Consider the following 18,489-nt stretch of genomic DNA (forward strand, 5'->3'; position numbering starts at 1 on the left):
CAAAATTTTCAGTTAAAGGTATGGTTTTTGTATCTTAATTCCTGTACTTCTTCAGTGCCAGAGTTAAGCCATCTGCGATCGCGACTACACTAAGATTAACTCGCTCGTCTTGATGCAGTTTTTGATTAAAGGCACGAATTCTTTTAGTTCTATTATCCTGCACTTGGGGGTCGGCAACCTTACCTGACCAGAGGACATTATCGATGGCAATCAGTCCCCCCGGACGCACTAATTGCAGCGATCGCTCATAATAGCCATCATAGTTGCTCTTGTCTGCATCAATGAAGGCAAAATCAAAAGTTTCCACTTCTCCACTAGCGATTAACTGATCTAAAGTCTCCAAAGCTGGGGCAATGTGCAGTTGGATTTTATCCGCCACTCCTGCTTGCTGCCAATAGCGCCGAGCGATCGTTGTAAATTCCTCACTAATATCACAGGCTACCACCTGACCGTCACTCGGTAACGCCAATGCCACCACCAGGGAACTATAACCTGTAAATACCCCAATATCCAAAGTTTTCTTAGCTCCCAACAACTGCACCAGTAAGGCCAAAAATTGCCCCTGTTCAGGAGCAATCTGCATTCTCCCTATTGGATACTGGGATGTTTCCTGCCTGAGTTGGGTTAAAATTTCCGGTTCTCGGAGAGACACTGACAGTAAATAGTCATAGAGGTTTTGTTCGAGTCCTAGTGTTTTAGTTGTCATGAGATTGGGGCATTGGGCATGGAGAATAGGAGTTGAGTCTTTGATACTCGTAGCTAAAGGCGGGCGAGACACCCACTCCCCAACAAATAGTTGAGTATTTTTTTTTGGAAGTGCCTTATGCAAGAAGCGATGTCTACGACGGTCACTGAGTGCGGGCTGCGCCTACGCACAAACATTCTATGTGTTTTTATATTGCACACCAAGTCTTTGCTTGAGTTACTTGCCTAAAGCCTTCTAGAATTGAAACTACTGCGGGAAATTTTATTAATAAACTTACTTTTATTCTGGGAGGTATGATGAGCCGTCCAATAATTCTTGGTATTGTCGGTGACAGCGCTGCTGGTAAAACAACACTAACTCGAGGAATCGCTCAGGTACTCGGCCCAGAAAACGTCACGCTGATATGTACAGATGATTATCACCGTTACGATCGCCAACAACGAGCAGAAATTGGGATCACTGCCCTCCACCCAGACTGCAACCACTTAGATATTATGCAGCAACACCTGTCGTTGCTACGCACAGGGCAGCCAATTCTCAAACCAGTTTACAGCCATAAAACCGGCACATTCGATCCACCGCAGTATATCAAGCCCAATAAATTTGTGATTATTGAGGGATTACTCGGTTATTCTACCCGTGCTGCCCGTGATTCCTACGACGTAAAAGTTTACCTTGCACCCCCAGAAACATTACGCACTAAGTGGAAAGTTAAGCGGGATACGCAAAAGCGGGGCTACACTGCTGAACAGGTAATAGCGGAACTAGAAAAGCGCGAATCAGACTCAGCACAATTTATTCGTCCCCAACGCCAATGGTCTGATATAGTCATTAGTTTCTATCCACCCACCGAGGACGATGATGAAACCAATGGACATTTAAATGTCCGTCTGGTATTACGTCCGACAATTCCCCACCCAGATTTTACTGAGATTATCAGCTCTGGCTATGGTAATTCTGACTCAGCGATTCGCCTGGGGCTAGATAGGGATATGAGTAAGCCTGTAGATGTCTTAGAAGTTGATGGTCATGCCACCTTAGAACAGGTGAATAAGCTAGAGCATATTATTTGTTCTGATATGCCCCATTTACGAAATATTTGCGATCGCGAAAGCAATCCAGAACTGGGTAAAATTGCTGGTACAACTGGTGAGACAATCCAGAGTTATCCCCTCGCACTCACCCAGTTAATAATTACCTACCACATGCTGAAAGCGACGCAAATTTATCAGTAAGTTGGTCGCCATCGGTTTTACGCCGTACTTCCCCAAAGTGGGCAGCAGTTTCTATCTCATCCCAGTAAGATGAAAAACCTAACCCCCTAACCCCCTTCCCTACTAGTGTTGGGGGAAAATTCAAAGTCTCTCTCCTTTTAGGAGAGAGAAATAGAAGTGAGGTTTCTCAGATACCGTGAAAAGTCAGGTGAATAATTAAAGGTTTGTAGTAAGGACTTCAGTCCTTAAAATAGCGCTAGAGCCGCTTACTACAAACTAATTCAATTAATTTTACATTAGGGACTGACAAATAAAAAAATACTCAACTACTTCTTGTGGGGTGGGCAACATGAGCGCCCACCCCACAAGATTGGGTAATTTATTTGTTGGAAGTCCCTTAGGTAACATAGGTTATAGATAACTTTCTCTAAGTACCAGTTATCAGCAATTATTTGGTCTGGCTAAATTTTTAAATTTTGAAACTTTGTAAACTGGGGATTGAACAAAAGTTTCGCAGTACCTGTAGGTCCGTTGCGGTGTTTAGCTATAATCACTTCTGCAATGCCGCGATCGGGAGTATCGGGCGAGTAATATTCATCGCGGTACAACATTATTACTAAGTCGGCATCTTGTTCAATGGAATTGTGAACAATAATATTATTTGCAACAAAATTATGTAAACTAGGAACCGTAAGATCAAAGACTTCTTCCTCGCCACTATATTCAATTGAAAGTATCTCATCCGAATAAATATCACTTTTGGCACTTTTGGCAAGAGCAATTGAATCTCCAAAAACTTCTGTTGCCAAGAAAGCAACATTCTCAGCTAAATCTATCTCTTTGGTAGTGTACTGTATGGCATGACTTGGCAATGTACAACCGTCGCCAATTAAATGCCCTAATAATGCAACTTCGGCATAAGTCATAGTTTGTTTACCACGACTGGGCAGATGTCTTGGTAAACATAGATGTTCTTTAGGAGTTAATTCATCAAGTCTTTTCCAGCCATTAATTGTTAAAAACTTGTGATTACCTGTGGCACGGATTTTTCTACCCAATCGAGTTGTTAAAGTAAATATGGGCTTGATACCGGTAGAAAAAGCATTGCTAACAATTGCCTTTTCTAGCTGCATTGTAGCTTCGTTCAACGCCCAAACTGCAAAACCAGATTTACCTACTAATTCTCTAATTGGTACTTGCAGTCCGCCCGAAGCTAATGTCACCAGACTATCGCCTGCTAAACAACCAGACTCTCTCAAATCTGATAACATCGGGCGTTTGTTAGTACGCGCTTCTACACCTCGACTCAACTGAGATAAAGCAATAACTGGTACAGATAATTCCCGCGCTAAACCTTTGAGTTGACGGGTAATTTTTGATAATTCTTGGACGCGATTATCACCGGCTCCTTCCATCAATTGCAAGTAATCTATTACAATTAATCCTAATTCAGTTCCTTGTTCTGCTTGCAGTCTTCTAGCCTGACTACGTATTTGTGTAACTGTAATATTCGGCGTGTCGTCAATATAAATCGGTATCTCGGAAAGGATACCAATAGCACGGCTTAAAGGTTCCCACTGTGTTTGACTGAGGCGGCCAGTTCGCAAATAACTACTTTCAATTTGGGCTTCGCTAGCTAATAACCGTTGCGTCAGTTGCTCTTTTGACATTTCCAAGCTGAAAATAGCAACTGGTAATTTATAAGAAGCGGCGATGTTATGAGCTAGGTTTAAGCAAAAGGCCGTTTTCCCCATTGATGGACGACCTGCGACAATAATTAAATCAGAACGCTGAAAGCCGCTAGTCATGGCATCTAAATCGTAAAATCCGCAGGGAATTCCAGGTAAGGCAATGCCTTGATTTCGATCTTCAATATCCTGAAAATTATTAATTAGAGTATCAGAAATGTGGACTAAACCCGATTGGGGACGTTCTTGAGTAACACCAAAGACTTTCTGTTCTGCTTGATCTAAAACTTGTGGTAACTCGGTTTCTGTTTCGTAACCAAGATGTACAATTTCATTGCCAGCTTTAATTAAGCGCCGCCGCAGGTATTTGTCCATCACTAACCCTGCTAAGGCGTCGATGTTGACGGCTGAAACTGTGCGATCTACCAGAGTTGCTAATTTATTTCTGCCACCAATGCGGGTTAGCATTTCATGGTCTGTCAGCCAACTTGTGACTGAGAGCAAATCTGTGGCTTTACCTTGAGTATGGAGCCTGACAGCTGCTTGATAAATATCTTTGTGAGCGCTAATGTAAAAAGCTTCGGGAAGGAGGCGATCGCTAACTCGACTAATCGCTTCTGGATCTAGCAAAATCCCCCCCAAAATCGCTTCTTCCGCTTCTATATTTTGGGGTGGGAGGCGTAGTTTACCGCCGTAGGCATCGCTACCATCGCCTTGAAAACTCCGTTCTTCAGCCATAAACGATTTTAGTTTTGAGATTTTGCTAGAGACGCGATTAATCGCGTCTGTACAGGACTAGAGACGCTCCCTCAGCCCCCTCATCTTTGCGTCCCTCTGCTGAGTTAGCTAGCGACGACTTGAATATCGACTTGCGCCGCTACTTCAGAATGCAGCTTAATTTCGGCTTTATAACTACCAAGGTGGTTAATATCGGGGATGGTAATGCCACGCCGATCGATTTCTTGACCGGTGGCTGCCTTAATTGCATCTACAACGTCTTGGGTGGTGATAGTACCAAAAATTGCTTCGTTTTCACCAACTGGCTTGGCAATTGTCAAGCTGCCAACTTTTTCTAAAGATTCTTTTTGCTCAAGAGCTTGTTGTCTGAGTTCTAATTGCCGTTGACGCTCTTGCTCACGACGCCGTTCTACTTGCTTGAGAATACCAGGGGTGGCATTGGTTGCCAATTTTTGGGGAATCAGATAATTACGAGCGTAGCCAGGAGCTACTTCCACTAAGTCGCCAGATTTTCCCAGCTTGCTGATATCCTGATTTAAAACTAACTGTACACGTTTCGCCATCGTTTTTGATTTTTCCTGTAAAATCTGATTAATTTGGGTTTGGGTCGCTCACAATGTCATTGCTGTATTCCAAGCTTCTTGGCCTAATACCCTAGAGCTTACAGATCGTAGCGAAAGGAAGGGTGCGATCGCAACTATTAGCGCTAGAAAATTCCCAGACTGGGGAATGGCGACTGGGGAATGGCGACTGGGGACTGGGGACTGGGGACTGGGGACTGGGGACTGGGGACTGGGGACTGGGGAATGGGGAATGGGGAATGGGGAATGGGGGCAAAGAGAATAACCTATGCCTAATGACTAATGACTAATGACTAATGCCCAATATTTAAAAGTTATTCTTCATTTCCCGTATCCGTGCAAAAGTTTGCACTCCATCACTACTCTTAACGTTTAATTGTAATGATGGCTGATCCCAACGTAAAAAGGGATTGGTTAGCTTCTCCACTCCCAGCAGCGAGGGGATGGTAGCTTCTCCCCGACTACGGTAAGCCTTCACTTCATTGAAGCGCCTTTGTAAGTCGGCATTGTCGCCATCTACAGTTAGGGCAAATCGCAGATTGTTTAAGGTGTATTCGTGGGCACACCAGATGTGTGTATCATCCGGTAGAGAGCGCAGTTTGCTTAAAGAGTCTACCATTTGGGTCGGTGTTCCTTCAAACAAGCGACCGCAACCGCCAGAAAATAAGGTATCGCCACAAAATAAATCGCCTGTTTCACCAGCTTCTTGTGGCGGAAAGTAGTAAGCGATGTGAGCGCGGGTATGTCCGGGAACGAAGATAACTTCAGCTATGCGGTTTGCAAACTGGACGCGATCGCCTTGTTGCAAAAACACCTGCTGTCCGGGAATTCTCCCGCGATCCTCGGCTCCTCCATAAACTATCAGTTTGGGGAATTTTTCTATTAACTGCTGATTACCACCCACATGATCGTTATGGTGGTGCGTGTTGAAAATTGCTACCAACTCAGCTTTTAATTCTGCCAGTTTCTCTAATACTGGTTGAGCTTCTGCTGGATCGACAACAGCCGCGATATTTTGCTTGTAGTCGTGTAACAAAAATATGTAGTTGTCTGACAGCGCTTCCAGACGGATTACCTGCATTACCTCTGCCTCCCTCACAACATATATGTTTGGTATTCATTGACAATTTTAAGACTCATCGAGTCAGAAGGGTACTTGCATAAGCTACATCAAGTATTTATACTTTATTTCAGTATAACTGTAATCTACTATTGAGCATAAGAACGCACTGGTATAATTATACAGTGAATACACCTAAAAAAAGCAAAGAAAATCTGAATTTATCAGTGAATTTTCTCTGGTAATAACCGCAAATACAAAGTTACATTTATCTTATTATTTTTGAATTTAAGGATATCAATAAATTTACATTGAGTAGATCGAGCAAGCCTTTGATATTTAACATAATATCAGTAAAAAGGTGGAATTTTAAGTCGGCTAATCTTTATTTGAAAGTGAAAAACCTTTTATATTAAATGTTTATGGGAACCATTTTATGAATTCAACAAGAGGATTTATTACCATTCTGACCGGACTTTACTCTTTTCAAGATTGCATTCATTTTTTAGCGGCCATTAGGAAGTTTCATCAAGAGCCGATAATTATTTTAATTGACCAAGTTCCGGTAGTTCTCTATCCGTTATTAAAGGCTTTTAAAAATGTAATTTTAAAGCCGGCACCTGCAAATAAAAATACTGTTTTAGCATCACGCCAAGCAAAATTGGCTCTATATGCAGCCTCTGAGTTTGATAAAACGATTTATCTAGATTCAGATATTTGCTTACTTTCGGAGATCAAGGACGTATTTGAGTATTTGGATGAATATGACTTTCTGTTAACTGAAGATGTGCAACCGTCTATTCTGAAAGCTACAAATTTACTCCGTGGAAAGCAAGAAGACCTTTTACCAAATGTTTTGCAAATTCTGCAATCTGTAGGTTTACCATTGCAAGCAGATAGTGTGCAGTATAATGGCGGTTTTATGGCTTTTCGGAAAACCGAAGTAACTAAGGTATTTTTTGAAGAATTTAAAAATTATTTTGAGATTGTCAAAAATAACCAAGATAAATTGCTTTTAAAAGATCAAGGAGCTTTTGCATCTGCGATCGCATCTGTACGCCCTTACATGAAAATCCTACCACCTACCTATAATTATCTCAGTAAGTGGGAAGAGGATTATGATATTCAGGATCAAATTAAGGTTCTTCACTGTACCTATCCTTATCGACCTCAATATGCTAAGAACATTACTCGTTCATTATATACAAGGGTTTTTGACAGATTCGCTAAAGTATTTTTACCCAATCAAGTTACAAATCCTTGGCGCACTAAATAAAAACAAGTATAAAAGTAGTGAAAAAATTTTCCAAGATATCGCTGTTGGTTTCAGATTTATCAAGTGCAGCTATTTTGCGTGCATACTTGATAGCAACAGCCCTAAGAAACTTAGAATATGAAGTTGAAATCATGGGGTTTTTATTTGGAAATAATTTATATCGAAATTTACCATCGGAATTAAACGTTTACAATTTACCGGGCAAAAATTTCCCAGAGTTTTTTGGAGAAATCCGCAAATTGTTACCAAAAATTAATGGAGATATAATTTATGCTATAAAACCACAAATAGCGAGTTTTGGAGTTGCCCTACTCAAAAAAATTTTTAGCCAAAAACCGTTAATTTTAGATATAGATGATTGGGAACTCAGTTGGTATGGTGGCGATGACTGGCATTATCGTCCCACACCGAAACAATTAGTTAGAGAATTGTTGAAACCAGACGGCGCACTCAGAAATCCTTATCATCCTTTGTATGTGAAATGGATGGAAGGTTTGGTAAGTCGCGCTGATGCGGTGACGGTGCATACTGAATTTTTGCAGCAACGTTTTGGCGGGACATTTGTTCCTAATGGTAAGGATACTTCTTTATTTGATCCCACTCGATATGATGCTGAGTCCAGCAGAAATCGTTATGGTTTATCTGAATATCGTATTTTAATGTTTCCTGGTGCGCCAAGACCATATAAAGGTCTAGAAGATGTTCTTATAGCCCTCGATAAAATTAATCAGCCAGACTTAAGACTAGTGATTGTAGGTGGTAGTCCTTATGATGATTACGATCAGCAACTTGAACAAAAGTGGGGACGTTGGATTATCAAATTACCAAAGTATCCAGCTGATGTTATGCCTGATTTGGTAGCTGCGGCTCACATTGTAGTCGTTCCCCAACGAGATACTCCAGAAACTCGCGCTCAATTTCCCCTGAAGTTGACAGATGGAATGGCAATGGCTAAACCTATATTATCAACACGCGTTGGAGATATTCCCAAAATTTTAGGTGATACTGGTTATTTAGTTGAGCCTGGTTGTCCTGAACAACTTGCTGAACAAATTCAATTTATTTTTCAGAATTTAGAGTCAGCAAACCAGCAAGGTATCAAGGCAAGACAAAGATGTGTGGAAAACTACAGCATAGAGGCTATGGCTTTTACGCTCAAGTCAGTAATTGCTCGGTTGTGAATCTTGATTGGGGATTGGGGACTAGGGACTAGGGATTGGGAACCCAACCAAATCTTAATCATATTTTCTTCCCCAGTACCCAGTACCCAGTACCCAGTACCCAGTCCCGGAGTGCCGTATTTATTTGATGATTAGCTTTTTTTTGACAAGTAATTTGTGAATAATATTAATAAATGAAAGTGGCATAAAAATATCCAATGTCTACGAAAAAACTACTACTAAGATTCGCTAAACCCTATCCCGGTTTGATTCTGCTGACAATATTATTAGGATTCTCTGGAGCTTTATTTAATGGGATTAGCACAGCTTTAATTGTGCCGGTGGTTTTAAAAATTGTGGGGCAAGAAGTAGATTTAACGACTGCCCCTCCCATCCTCAAAAGGCTGATATCTCCATTTGATAGTACTCCAGAAAATTACCGGATAATAGTAATGGCTGGGGCGATTATCTTCACAATTTTTTTAAAGAACTTAGCTGCTTATGCCAGCGCCTTAGCATCGAGTTCTTTAACCCGAAAGCTGACATCAGATATGCGCGAAACCGGATTAAGGCTGTTACTAGACATCGATCTAGATTATTATGCCAAGACAAAGGTTGGCGATTTAATTAACCGTCTTGGTGGAGAAATTGGTCGGGCTGCAAGTGCTATAGGTAGTACAGTTAAGATAGTTATTCTGGGAATCACAATTTTAGTTTTTGTCGGTTTATTGCTGTCAATTTCTTGGCAGTTGACAATTGTGGCTACGCTTTTGCTGTCGTTGGTGACGTTAGTAAATCAGTATGCCATTTCCCGGTCTAAAAATTTTGGTAAGCAGCTTAGTGAGATGTCTAGGGCATACTCAATCTCTGTACTGGAAACCCTGAGCGGAATTCGGCTGGTAAAGGCGACGGGAAATGAAGAAAAAGAATATCAACGGATTAAAAAATTAATTCGCGATCGCGAATTAGCAGATTTCCAATCTCAGATTAATTCGGAAGCGATCGGACCTCTAAGTGAGGTGATGGGTATTACAGCTTTACTGCTGATTGTAGTTTTGAGCAAAACCTTCTTTGCTAGCCAGGTTTCTTCCCTTTCTACCGTACTCCTGACATATTTATTAGTGCTACTGCGAGTGCTACCATTGATTTCCCAGCTAAATACTATTCGCAGCAACTTTGCTAGTACCGCCGCCAGTGTGGATATTAGCAATGAGTTTTTAAGCTTGCACGATAAGCCATTCATGAGCAAAGGTGAGCTTCCCTACACAAAATTACAAGAGGGAGTGTCTTTTAATTCTCTTTGCTTTGCCTACCCTGGTCATGAGAAGTTGGTACTCAAAGATGTAAATTTATATTTACCGCATGGCACAACCTTAGCATTGGTAGGCGGTTCGGGTGCTGGTAAATCCACTTTAGCAGACCTTTTACCTAGATTCTATGACCCGAGCGCTGGCAGTATTACCATTGACGGCATCGATTTGCGGGAGTTTGATGTGATATCCCTGCGAAAGCGAATGGGAATTGTCAGTCAAGATACCTTTCTTTTCAATGACTCGGTGCAGAATAACATCGCTTATGGGCGAGCTGAGGCTACTGATGATGAAATTCTGACAGCAGCGAAGCGGGCAAATGCTTATGAGTTTATTAGCAAATTGCCTCAGGGATTTGACACCTTGATTGGCGATCGCGGGGTGATGTTATCTGGTGGACAAAGGCAGAGATTAGCGATCGCCCGCGCCCTCCTGCAAAATCCGGAAATTCTGATTTTAGATGAAGCCACTAGCGCTTTAGATACCGTTTCCGAACGTTTAGTACAGTCTGCACTGGATGACTTGAGCCGCGATCGCACCACCCTAATAATTGCTCACCGCCTTTCCACAGTCCAAAAAGCTAATCAAATAGCTGTGTTAGAGCAAGGACAAGTAGTAGAGACAGGAACCCATGAAGAACTTTTACAAAAGGGTGGTTACTACTCACGTTTGTACTCCATGCAATTTGCCGAACGTCCAGAAACTGCTGCCAAACACAATCAAAGCTTGCTCCGCATCTCTCACGAAATTCGGACACAGATGAACTCGATGATTGGGTTACTGCGCTTATTACTTGATGATTTGGTAGACAATTCCCAAGAACGGCACGAATTAATTGAAGACTCTTATAAATCAGCGTTGAGAATTCTCAACACCATTGATGTTTTTGAGGATGTTATTAACTTACAAATCCGGGGGCAAATGCTCTCAATTTCTGATCACAATCAGAATGTTATCAGTAACCATTATCAAACCTTTAATCATATCTCCGTTGAGTTTCGGACTTCTATTAACCTCATACTTAGCTCTCTCCGCTCTCTAGCTGATAATTCGACATCCACCGCCGAAGAACAAAATGGATTAATTACTGAAAGTTATGAATCTGCTATATATCTACTCGACGATTTAGAAAAGTTTGAGAATAGTATTAATGCTTAAAATTATGAAAAATCCTACTTTAAAAAAACACTACATTTTTTTCGTTGGTGAAGAGTTACCCCAGCCCGAAGCTCACCTAGTGCAGTCTACAAATTCAGCTAATGCCGCCGCCAACTTAGGATACTCAACAGTTTTGGTATACCCTGAAAAAGGAGCAAAAGCGATGAACCTAGTTAATCTAGCTCGTCCTTTTCAACCAAGACAAACCCCAACAGAACTGATTAAATATTACAACCTCCATGACAAATTAAAAGTTGCTCCCTTACCAATGCCTTGGCCAATTGACCATTTTCAGAGCAAATTTACTGACTCTAATACCATTGCTAGCAAATATTATTTACCATTTCACATACTTCCAACTGCCAAACTTGTCCACAGTCGCAACTGGAATTTTGTGAAAGCTGCCATCAAAAATGGTACTCCGGCAATTTACGAACACCACCACCACGAAGACAAGCCATTTGAGACAGAAATTGTCAAAAATCCGCTTTTGCAAATTGCTGTAACTGTTGTAGACACGATCCGTGACAGCATGATTAAAAATGGGATGCCCCCAGAAAAAGTAATTACGCTGCACAATGGTTTTAATCGCTTATTTATGGAAAGACAACCAGAAAAAGCCGCAGAATGGCGTAAAAAACTATTGCCAGACGACAGCCAAAAATTAGTAGTTTATGCGGGGGCGCTACAGCAATTTAAAGGCATTGATGTATTAATTGATGTGGCGAAAGAAATGCCTAATGTGCAATTTGCTTGTGCCGGTGGTAAGCCGCCAGAAGTCGAATATTATCAACAATTCGTCAAAGAAAAACAGATTAGTAATATTAAATTTTTGGGTTATGTTTTGCATAATGAGTTAGCATCTTTGCTACAAGCAGCCGATGTTTTAGCTCACCCTCATTGTTCAGGAAAGGCAGCAACTTTTACATCTCCCCTAAAGCTGTTTGACTACTTCGCCTCTGGAACTCCCATTGTCTCGACAGAAATTCCATCATTAGTTGAATTTCAAGATACTAGAGCGATCGCTGCTTGGTGTGAGCCAGATAACCCCAGCAAATTTGCCGAAAGTCTAAAGCGGGTTTTAGAAACTCATCCCAGAAAGATCGAAGGTTATCCAGATAGTATCGAGTTTGTTAAGCAGTTTTCTTGGGAAAATCGAGCAGCAAAAATCCTTAGTTATGTTGATGAATCTCTGCTACCCCTATTTATCGCATAAGGAAGAATGGAAGAAATTAAAATGACAAATAACTAATAACTAAAATGACTCTTAAAACTGTAGGAATGATTAGCAGCTATCGAGGTTTAGAAACCAGAGCCGATTGGCTATGGCAACAAACCCCGCATCAATTTGGAACTTGGGGCAATATGCAAATGCAGGCACTAGCAACAAAACCAGATTTTCTGCTGATGTATCAATTTGATTTTCCCCAAGCATCGCCACAAAAATCTTGGTTAGATAGTTTTCGCAAAGGGCAGCAAAAACCAGTAGTCAATGTTGATTCTCTACTGCGTGGTGTGAGTAAAGAGCGGATTATTTATTTACTACGAGAACCGCCTTTAGATGAAATTGTAGAAATAACTAATCAGAATTATCAACAAGCCCAGAAGTATTGCGGCTACATTTCTGGCCCCGATGATTTTGCTCCAATTCCTGACTATATGCCTGCTATTTGGTATCACTCAAATTCATTTCAAGATTTAAATGAAATGCCACCACCCGAAAAGGTTGCCCCATGTAGTTGGATTACTTCGGGTATTAGCCGCACTGCTAAACATCGCCAACGTTTAGACTTTTTGCAGTCACTACAATCTAGTGGTATGAAGTTTGATTTGTATGGGCGTAACTTACCAGAATGGGCTAACAAGTCGGGAGAATTGGGTAATAAGTGGTATGGCATGGCACCATACTATTACAATCTGTCAATTGAAAATTATGCTGATAATAATTGGTATGTAAGTGAGAAACTTTGGGATAGTTTACTTGCTTGGTGTCTGCCAATTTACTATGGTGGACCGGCTGCTGATAAATTATTGCCGCCGGGTAGTTTTTTAAGATTGCCCAGTTTAGACGAAAAAGGCATAGCCTACATCCAAGAAGTGACAGCTACACCTGATGCTTGGTATGCTGCCAAAGATGCGATCGCAGAAGCACGTCAAATTATCTTACACAAATTAAACCTACTTAACTGGTTGTCAAACTTTGTTGATCAACACTCATAAATTATGAATGGTATTTGTACCCTTGGCAATGATTATGTTTTCGATCAACTGGTGGCTTTGCTCAACAGTATTGATGTGATTTTAGGCTCAGAAACTCCTGTTTGTATCTATCCTTTCGACGATCAGACACAACGAATTGCTGACGAAATAGCTAAACGCCCGAATGTATTTATTTACGATAATCAGGAATCAATCAATCGCTGGGATCAATTTATGCTCACAGCAGCACCAGAACGATTGAATCGGAGTAAATCGCGTTTGTATGGCGCTCACCGTCGTTTTTGCGCTTTTGATGGGCCTTTTGATAAGTTTATCTATTTAGATGCAGACACCTTGGTAATGAATTCACTCGCGCCAGTGTTTGAAAAGCTAGATAGTTATGATTTCGTTGTCTACGATTTCCAATTTAAAGATGTTAGTAAAATATATAATGTTAATTCACCCAAATTACTAGAAGTTTTCGAGCAAAAACGCATTGATTCCGAAATATTTTGCTCAGGTTTCTATGGCGCAAAACAGGGAATATTTAACTCAGAACAAAGAGATTGGCTGATATCCAATTTGCAAAATGGTGAAGCAGAACTTTTGTATGAAGGTGCTGGCGAACAACCATTAATCAACTACATGGTAATGAGGTCTAACCTTTCTATTTATAACTTTGCTCGCCAACTGCCAGATAACGAAAAAACAGGATGTTCTGCCACCTCTAAGCACTTTGAGGAACGAGAAAATCTTCTTTATGACAAAGGTAATCGACTAACTTATCTTCATTACATTGGTATTCCTCCTAATATCAATCAAGCCGTCTGTGCTGGAGAGAATATTGAGTTTCCCTATCGAGATTTGTTTCTCTATTATCGTTATTTACACGAACCAGAGAAGCGCCCAGTATTTCAAAATCCTCCTAAGAGTTATGATGACGCTCCAGTACCAAATTTACTTACCAGAGCTTTACGAAAACTTAAGTTAATTAACCAAGGATAATTTATGACTAGGGGCATTTATATAGTTGCCAATGACCGCGTTATCGATAATGCTATTGCTTTACTCAATAGCATTCGTTACTATGACCGAGAAGTTCCCATTTATCTCATACCTTTTAATGAGAATTACCACAAAGTAGCAGAACAGCTTGCTACCTTACACAACGTCAAAATTTTCCCAGATTTAGAACTTATTGAGACATTTACCAAAGGTATCGGAGAAATTTTTGATCGAGATTTCCTCGCCTTACCTAACAAAATGCGTAAACTGGTGGCGTGGTTTGGCCCTTTAGATGAATTTATTTATATTGATACAGATATTGTCGTTTTTGAAAAAATCGCCGACAATTTAGACAAACTTTCAGAAGTTGATTTCTTCTGTTGTGATTACCATCATGCCAATGACAAGCTGCGAAATATCTTTTCCCCATTTGTGAAAGAGCAGCAAATTTTCTCTGATGCCCAACTTCAAGATGTTTTCAACAGTGGTTTTTGGGCTTCGAGAAAAGGAATTATTACCGAACAACAAATGGATGAAGCTTTGCGCGAATGTGCGGCACACCGCGAATATTTTGATTTCTCTGAAGGAGTTACAGACCAACCAATTTTAAATTATCTTGTTCTCAAACTAATTTCCAAACGTGGTAATCTCGTCAAAATTCCTGGGGGAGGACCCGGTAGTTGGGCGGGTTCGCAAAATTTCCAACAGCAGGACTACGCCCTCTATGACCGAGGACAACGCCTAAAATATCTCCACTGGGCTGGGACGCGGATGAAAACTGGTAGTCCCTATTGGCAATTGTGGGAACACTATCGTTATCTCCATGAGGGTAAATTCGCCTTCATTCCCAAACTGACTCGCCGTTTATTTCCCTTTGTTGCTGCTCGTACTTAATATTAGGAGTATCCCAATGATTGATGGCATTTATATCTTAGCCAATGATGTTGTCTATGACCAATTAGTTGCTTTGCTCAACAGTATAGAAGCTAATGCTGGTAGGAAAATTCCTATTTGTATACTTCCATATAATGAGCGATTAGACAAGGTAAAAGCAGAGATTGCATCTAGAGAGAATATCAGCTTATTTGAAGATTCTGATTCCATAGCTTATTGGGATAACTTTGCTATTAAGATATGGAAAAATTACCCTAGAGCGCAAAAAACTTGGCGAGAATGGGGCTTTCCAGAACTCTATGAGTTACCAATGCACCGCAAATTTTGTGCTATTGATGGTCCATTTGATAGATTTATTTATTTTGATGCAGATACTTTGTTAATGGGACCTGTAGATTATGTATATGAAAAGTTAGATGTCTATGATTGGGTAGTCAATGATTTTCAATATAAGTCTGATGTAAAATTTATTTTTGATGGTTCGCCAGAGCTTAGGCAGCAAGTTTTTAACTTAGATAATTTGCAATCTAAAGTATTTTGTGCTGGTTGGTTTGCCACTAAGAAAAATATTTTTTCTCCAGCCCTAAGAGCCGAATTAATTGACAAATTAATAGCGGGTGAAGCTGATGTTATGGCTTTTTTAGCACCTGACCAATCTTTATTTAATTATATGGTGTTGAAAAGTGGAATTTCCTATTATAACTTTGCTTTTCAGGACTGCGAACAAGCAACTGGTAATCACTGGAGTTCTCAATTTGAGGAAGTAGATAATATCCTCTACGACGAAGGGCGAAGGTTGACATATTTACACTATATGAGCATAAGTTCATCAAGTTTTACTAAACTTTGTAGTGGTGAAGATGTTAGTTTTGCCTACCGAGACTTGTTTTTACATTATCGGTATTTAAAATCTTCAGCAGATAGACCTCAAAACTTTAAGCGTCCGACTCTGCTCACACGGTTACAAAATACCACTAAAAGTTTTCTGAACCAAAGGGTTAGTAATATTAAGCTGAATTATCGCAATTTTAAGGATAAAATTACTCAATAATTGAGCAAAAATTAACTTACAGCAGAATTCAGAAGCAAAACAGGTTTTATACCTCGCTTTGAGACTAAGAGGATGTCTGAAAAGTTTTTTTATATACACTTAACCCTTGGAGATCCCCCTAAATCCCCCTTAAAAAGGGGGACTTTGAGACTCTTATTCCTCCCTTTTGAAGGGGATAAACAAATATTTGATACTTCTCAGACATCCTCTTAGCTTGTATACAACACCCAACTTGAAATCTGCTGTATCTACCCTGATTTTCGTTTCAATCCCTAATAGGGATTTGGATGAATTGCAATTTTAGGCACGGAAGTATATATCCAAAGCCTCAAATCTAGTTTCAATCCCTAATAGGGATTTGGATGAATTGCAATGGCGGGAGCCTGAAAGCCCAGCTATATTTAGTTTTCAAGGTGCGGTTGCGCGATTTAAGGGCAATCATAGCATTAGAGAATTCGTTTGGAAAGAGTGCCAGGAAAATTTAAAGGCTAAAACCCTATTTTGATAAGCATTTCAGAGATTGCGCGGATGAGGATTAGGTGAATAATGGGTTGAAACCCTTGCTGGAGTTGGGATAGAAGCACTTTTTTAGGCTATGAAATTTGTACACCTACCCCTCCGCGCATTTGAGATGCAGAAAGCTAGCTAGAATCCCCAATCCCCAATTTGTCTAGAGTCCCCATAAAAGTTTCAGTTACCCTGAATTGGTATTGGTATAGCGACGCGGCGTATAAACCCAGATACTCCCATCGCTGCGTTTGATGGTTCGGGTTTTTGTGGAACCAACGAGAATAATTGTCCGCATATCGGCGGTTGCTGGTGCTAACTGGTCAAGGGCGATCGCTTTCACTATCTGTCCTGGTCTACCAAGATTCCGCGCCAATACTACTGGTGTATCGGGTCTTCGATGCTGCAACAAAATATTTCTCGCTTCTGCCAGTTGCCAGGTACGCTCTTTGGAAACAGGATTGTAAAAGGCAATGACGAAATCAGCCTCAGCAGCAGCAGTAATTCGTTGGGCGATCGCAGACCAAGGTTTCAAAATGTCAGAGAGGGAAATTGCACAAAAGTCATGTCCCAGGGGCGCACCAATGGCGGCGGCGGCGGCTTGCATAGCAGAGATGCCTGGGGCTACATGAATGTCGATAGTGTCCCATTGGGGTTTAGGATAGCGATCGCACACCTCAAAAACTGCTGTTGCCATTGCATAGATGCCAGGATCGCCAGATGAAACTACAGCGACATATCGCCCAGATGCAGCCAAATCAAGTGCAAAAGTTGCCCGTGCTTCTTCTTCGCGGTTGTCGGACTCATGCCGTTCTTTACCATCAGCCAGAGAACCAATTAAATCTAAATAAGTTTTATAACCCACTAGGTCAGTTGCCGACTTGAGTATCTCTTTGACTTCTGGAGACATCCATAACGATCCACCGGGGCCTGTGCCAATAATTGCTAACCTTCCGCGTGGCTGACCGATGGTGTTGGGGTCAATTGGTTGAGGGGCAATGGCGATCGCAATGTGAGGAGATGGGGATAAGGGGGATGTACCTGTGGCAGCGATCGCAGCAGCTTGGGCGGGGCTATAACCTTGTGAAAGTAGACTTTCTAACTGATTTGGGGTAAAAAAGCGGGTGGGTACTCTCAAGGTGCTAGCTATGGCATGGATTGCGGGATTGGTGGCGGCGGCGATGGGTGCAAATATGCCGGCGACTGATGCTTTTTCTAGTGCCGCATCAGCTAGTAGCTGGTGTACTAACGCTACTGCATCATCAATAATCATGTCACTAATTGCGATCGCGATCGTTGCTGGGTGGTAGACAAGGCAGTTGGGTGTGGGAGTTACCAAGCGTTCTGTAACTTTGATGGTCAAATCTCCCATTGGATCTATGGGCAATTTGCGATCGCTCAACCAAGGTGCTATGCCTTCTAGTTTGACTTGCGCCCCAGCTAGCAAATCGGAGATAAATTTCTTCGCATCGTCTGGGTTTGCTAAATGGTATCCGGGTGGAGGAGATAACAGGGTTGTGCCCAAACGTAAATCCCCTGTGGTGGTAATTGCAGGCTTAACATCCAGCGCCTCAGCAATGCGACGGGCCAAATCGTTCACCCCACCAAGTCCGCCCAAGAGGGGGACAACAGCGCTACCATCTTCAGCCACAGCTAGCACTGGTGGTTCCTGTTGTTTATCTGAGAGGATGGGAGCTAGCGTCCTAATTAAAATGCCGGCGGCACAAATGCCAATTAGCGGCGTTCCTTGGGCAAATAACTCGCGCAATGTCTCGCCAAAGTTAGTAAAGCTGACATCAACACCAGATGTGCGATCGGCTAGACCGTATAGTGTCGCCCCCGGTAGGACTGTGATGATTTTGCGTGCTACTGTGACGCTATTTTGACCTAGTATTAAAATGGCGGGTGCAACGTTCATCATTACTTAATTACGAATTACGAA

The 18,489-nt window shown here is 41.4% G+C and carries 15 protein-coding genes; 10 read left to right on the forward strand and 5 right to left on the reverse strand.

The window, feature by feature from the left end:
• Positions 1–34 precede the first annotated feature (34 nt).
• Positions 35–706: a class I SAM-dependent methyltransferase gene (locus V7K50_RS27060; RefSeq protein WP_334965540.1), complete on the reverse strand. Its 672-nt coding sequence runs from the start codon at positions 704–706 to the stop codon at positions 35–37.
• Between the two features lie 296 nt (positions 707–1,002).
• Here V7K50_RS27060 and V7K50_RS27065 point away from each other — a divergent pair, with 296 nt between their 5' ends.
• Positions 1,003–1,941, forward strand: a complete 939-nt coding sequence (locus tag V7K50_RS27065) for a phosphoribulokinase (RefSeq protein ID WP_334965673.1) — start codon at positions 1,003–1,005, stop codon at positions 1,939–1,941.
• A gap of 440 nt (positions 1,942–2,381) precedes the next feature.
• Here the strand turns inward: V7K50_RS27065 and V7K50_RS27070 are convergent, their stop codons facing one another.
• Both V7K50_RS27070 and rplI read right to left on the reverse strand, forming a co-directional pair.
• Positions 2,382–4,346 carry a replicative DNA helicase gene (locus tag V7K50_RS27070; RefSeq protein WP_334965542.1) on the reverse strand — a complete coding sequence of 655 codons (1,965 nt, stop codon included), beginning with the start codon at positions 4,344–4,346 and terminating at the stop codon, positions 2,382–2,384.
• 104 nt (positions 4,347–4,450) lie between these two features.
• Entirely contained in the window at positions 4,451–4,909 is a 459-nt protein-coding gene (gene rplI / locus V7K50_RS27075; RefSeq protein ID WP_334965544.1) for a 50S ribosomal protein L9, read from the reverse strand.
• A gap of 122 nt (positions 4,910–5,031) precedes the next feature.
• Between rplI and V7K50_RS27080 the strand changes: the two genes are divergently transcribed.
• Complete coding sequence (locus tag V7K50_RS27080; protein WP_334965546.1) at positions 5,032–5,217, forward strand: hypothetical protein; 186 nt, start codon at positions 5,032–5,034, stop codon at positions 5,215–5,217.
• A gap of 17 nt (positions 5,218–5,234) precedes the next feature.
• Here the strand turns inward: V7K50_RS27080 and gloB are convergent, their stop codons facing one another.
• Positions 5,235–6,008: a hydroxyacylglutathione hydrolase gene (gloB, locus tag V7K50_RS27085; RefSeq protein ID WP_334965548.1), complete on the reverse strand. Its 774-nt coding sequence runs from the start codon at positions 6,006–6,008 to the stop codon at positions 5,235–5,237.
• A gap of 415 nt (positions 6,009–6,423) precedes the next feature.
• Here gloB and V7K50_RS27090 point away from each other — a divergent pair, with 415 nt between their 5' ends.
• From V7K50_RS27090 to V7K50_RS27125, 8 genes are all read left to right on the forward strand, one after another.
• Entirely contained in the window at positions 6,424–7,263 is an 840-nt protein-coding gene (locus V7K50_RS27090) for a hypothetical protein (RefSeq protein WP_334965550.1), read from the forward strand.
• 17 nt (positions 7,264–7,280) lie between these two features.
• Complete coding sequence (locus V7K50_RS27095; RefSeq protein ID WP_334965552.1) at positions 7,281–8,444, forward strand: glycosyltransferase family 4 protein; 1,164 nt, start codon at positions 7,281–7,283, stop codon at positions 8,442–8,444.
• Between the two features lie 197 nt (positions 8,445–8,641).
• On the forward strand, positions 8,642–10,891 hold the full coding sequence (locus tag V7K50_RS27100; protein ID WP_334965555.1) for an ATP-binding cassette domain-containing protein: 2,250 nt from the start codon (positions 8,642–8,644) through the stop codon (positions 10,889–10,891).
• Positions 10,892–10,895: 4 nt separating this feature from the next.
• A complete protein-coding gene (locus tag V7K50_RS27105) occupies positions 10,896–12,107 on the forward strand; it encodes a glycosyltransferase (protein WP_334965557.1) in 1,212 nt (403 codons plus the stop codon).
• Between the two features lie 44 nt (positions 12,108–12,151).
• Positions 12,152–13,111 carry a glycosyltransferase family 10 domain-containing protein gene (locus V7K50_RS27110; RefSeq protein ID WP_334965559.1) on the forward strand — a complete coding sequence of 320 codons (960 nt, stop codon included), beginning with the start codon at positions 12,152–12,154 and terminating at the stop codon, positions 13,109–13,111.
• A gap of 3 nt (positions 13,112–13,114) precedes the next feature.
• Positions 13,115–14,095, forward strand: coding sequence for an Npun_R2821/Npun_R2822 family protein (locus V7K50_RS27115; RefSeq protein ID WP_334965561.1), 981 nt, complete (start codon positions 13,115–13,117; stop codon positions 14,093–14,095).
• Between the two features lie 3 nt (positions 14,096–14,098).
• Positions 14,099–14,989, forward strand: a complete 891-nt coding sequence (locus tag V7K50_RS27120; protein WP_334965563.1) for an Npun_R2821/Npun_R2822 family protein — start codon at positions 14,099–14,101, stop codon at positions 14,987–14,989.
• 16 nt (positions 14,990–15,005) lie between these two features.
• Complete coding sequence (locus V7K50_RS27125; RefSeq protein ID WP_334965565.1) at positions 15,006–16,040, forward strand: Npun_R2821/Npun_R2822 family protein; 1,035 nt, start codon at positions 15,006–15,008, stop codon at positions 16,038–16,040.
• A 694-nt stretch (positions 16,041–16,734) separates the two neighbouring features.
• Here V7K50_RS27125 and cobJ read toward each other — a convergent pair.
• Positions 16,735–18,468 carry a precorrin-3B C(17)-methyltransferase gene (gene cobJ, locus V7K50_RS27130; protein ID WP_334965567.1) on the reverse strand — a complete coding sequence of 578 codons (1,734 nt, stop codon included), beginning with the start codon at positions 18,466–18,468 and terminating at the stop codon, positions 16,735–16,737.
• Between the last annotated feature and the right edge of the window lie 21 nt (positions 18,469–18,489).

It is taken from the genome of Nostoc sp. (assembly GCF_036917135.1).
In the GTDB taxonomy this organism is placed as follows: domain Bacteria; phylum Cyanobacteriota; class Cyanobacteriia; order Cyanobacteriales; family Nostocaceae; genus Nostoc.

What these genes read in the sequence shown, in the direction of transcription:
- V7K50_RS27105 (WP_334965557.1), top strand. Translation starts at nt 10,896, where the DNA reads ATGAAAAATCCTACTTTAAAAAAACACTACATTTTTTTCGTTGGTGAA.
- gloB (WP_334965548.1), bottom strand. Translation starts at nt 6,008, where the DNA reads ATGCAGGTAATCCGTCTGGAAGCGCTGTCAGACAACTACATATTTTTG.
- V7K50_RS27115 (WP_334965561.1), top strand. Translation starts at nt 13,115, where the DNA reads ATGAATGGTATTTGTACCCTTGGCAATGATTATGTTTTCGATCAACTG.
- V7K50_RS27065 (WP_334965673.1), top strand. Translation starts at nt 1,003, where the DNA reads ATGAGCCGTCCAATAATTCTTGGTATTGTCGGTGACAGCGCTGCTGGT.
- cobJ (WP_334965567.1), bottom strand. Translation starts at nt 18,468, where the DNA reads ATGATGAACGTTGCACCCGCCATTTTAATACTAGGTCAAAATAGCGTC.
- V7K50_RS27070 (WP_334965542.1), bottom strand. Translation starts at nt 4,346, where the DNA reads ATGGCTGAAGAACGGAGTTTTCAAGGCGATGGTAGCGATGCCTACGGC.
- V7K50_RS27090 (WP_334965550.1), top strand. Translation starts at nt 6,424, where the DNA reads ATGAATTCAACAAGAGGATTTATTACCATTCTGACCGGACTTTACTCT.
- V7K50_RS27060 (WP_334965540.1), bottom strand. Translation starts at nt 706, where the DNA reads ATGACAACTAAAACACTAGGACTCGAACAAAACCTCTATGACTATTTA.
- V7K50_RS27125 (WP_334965565.1), top strand. Translation starts at nt 15,006, where the DNA reads ATGATTGATGGCATTTATATCTTAGCCAATGATGTTGTCTATGACCAA.
- V7K50_RS27110 (WP_334965559.1), top strand. Translation starts at nt 12,152, where the DNA reads ATGACTCTTAAAACTGTAGGAATGATTAGCAGCTATCGAGGTTTAGAA.
- V7K50_RS27120 (WP_334965563.1), top strand. Translation starts at nt 14,099, where the DNA reads ATGACTAGGGGCATTTATATAGTTGCCAATGACCGCGTTATCGATAAT.
- V7K50_RS27100 (WP_334965555.1), top strand. Translation starts at nt 8,642, where the DNA reads ATGTCTACGAAAAAACTACTACTAAGATTCGCTAAACCCTATCCCGGT.
- rplI (WP_334965544.1), bottom strand. Translation starts at nt 4,909, where the DNA reads ATGGCGAAACGTGTACAGTTAGTTTTAAATCAGGATATCAGCAAGCTG.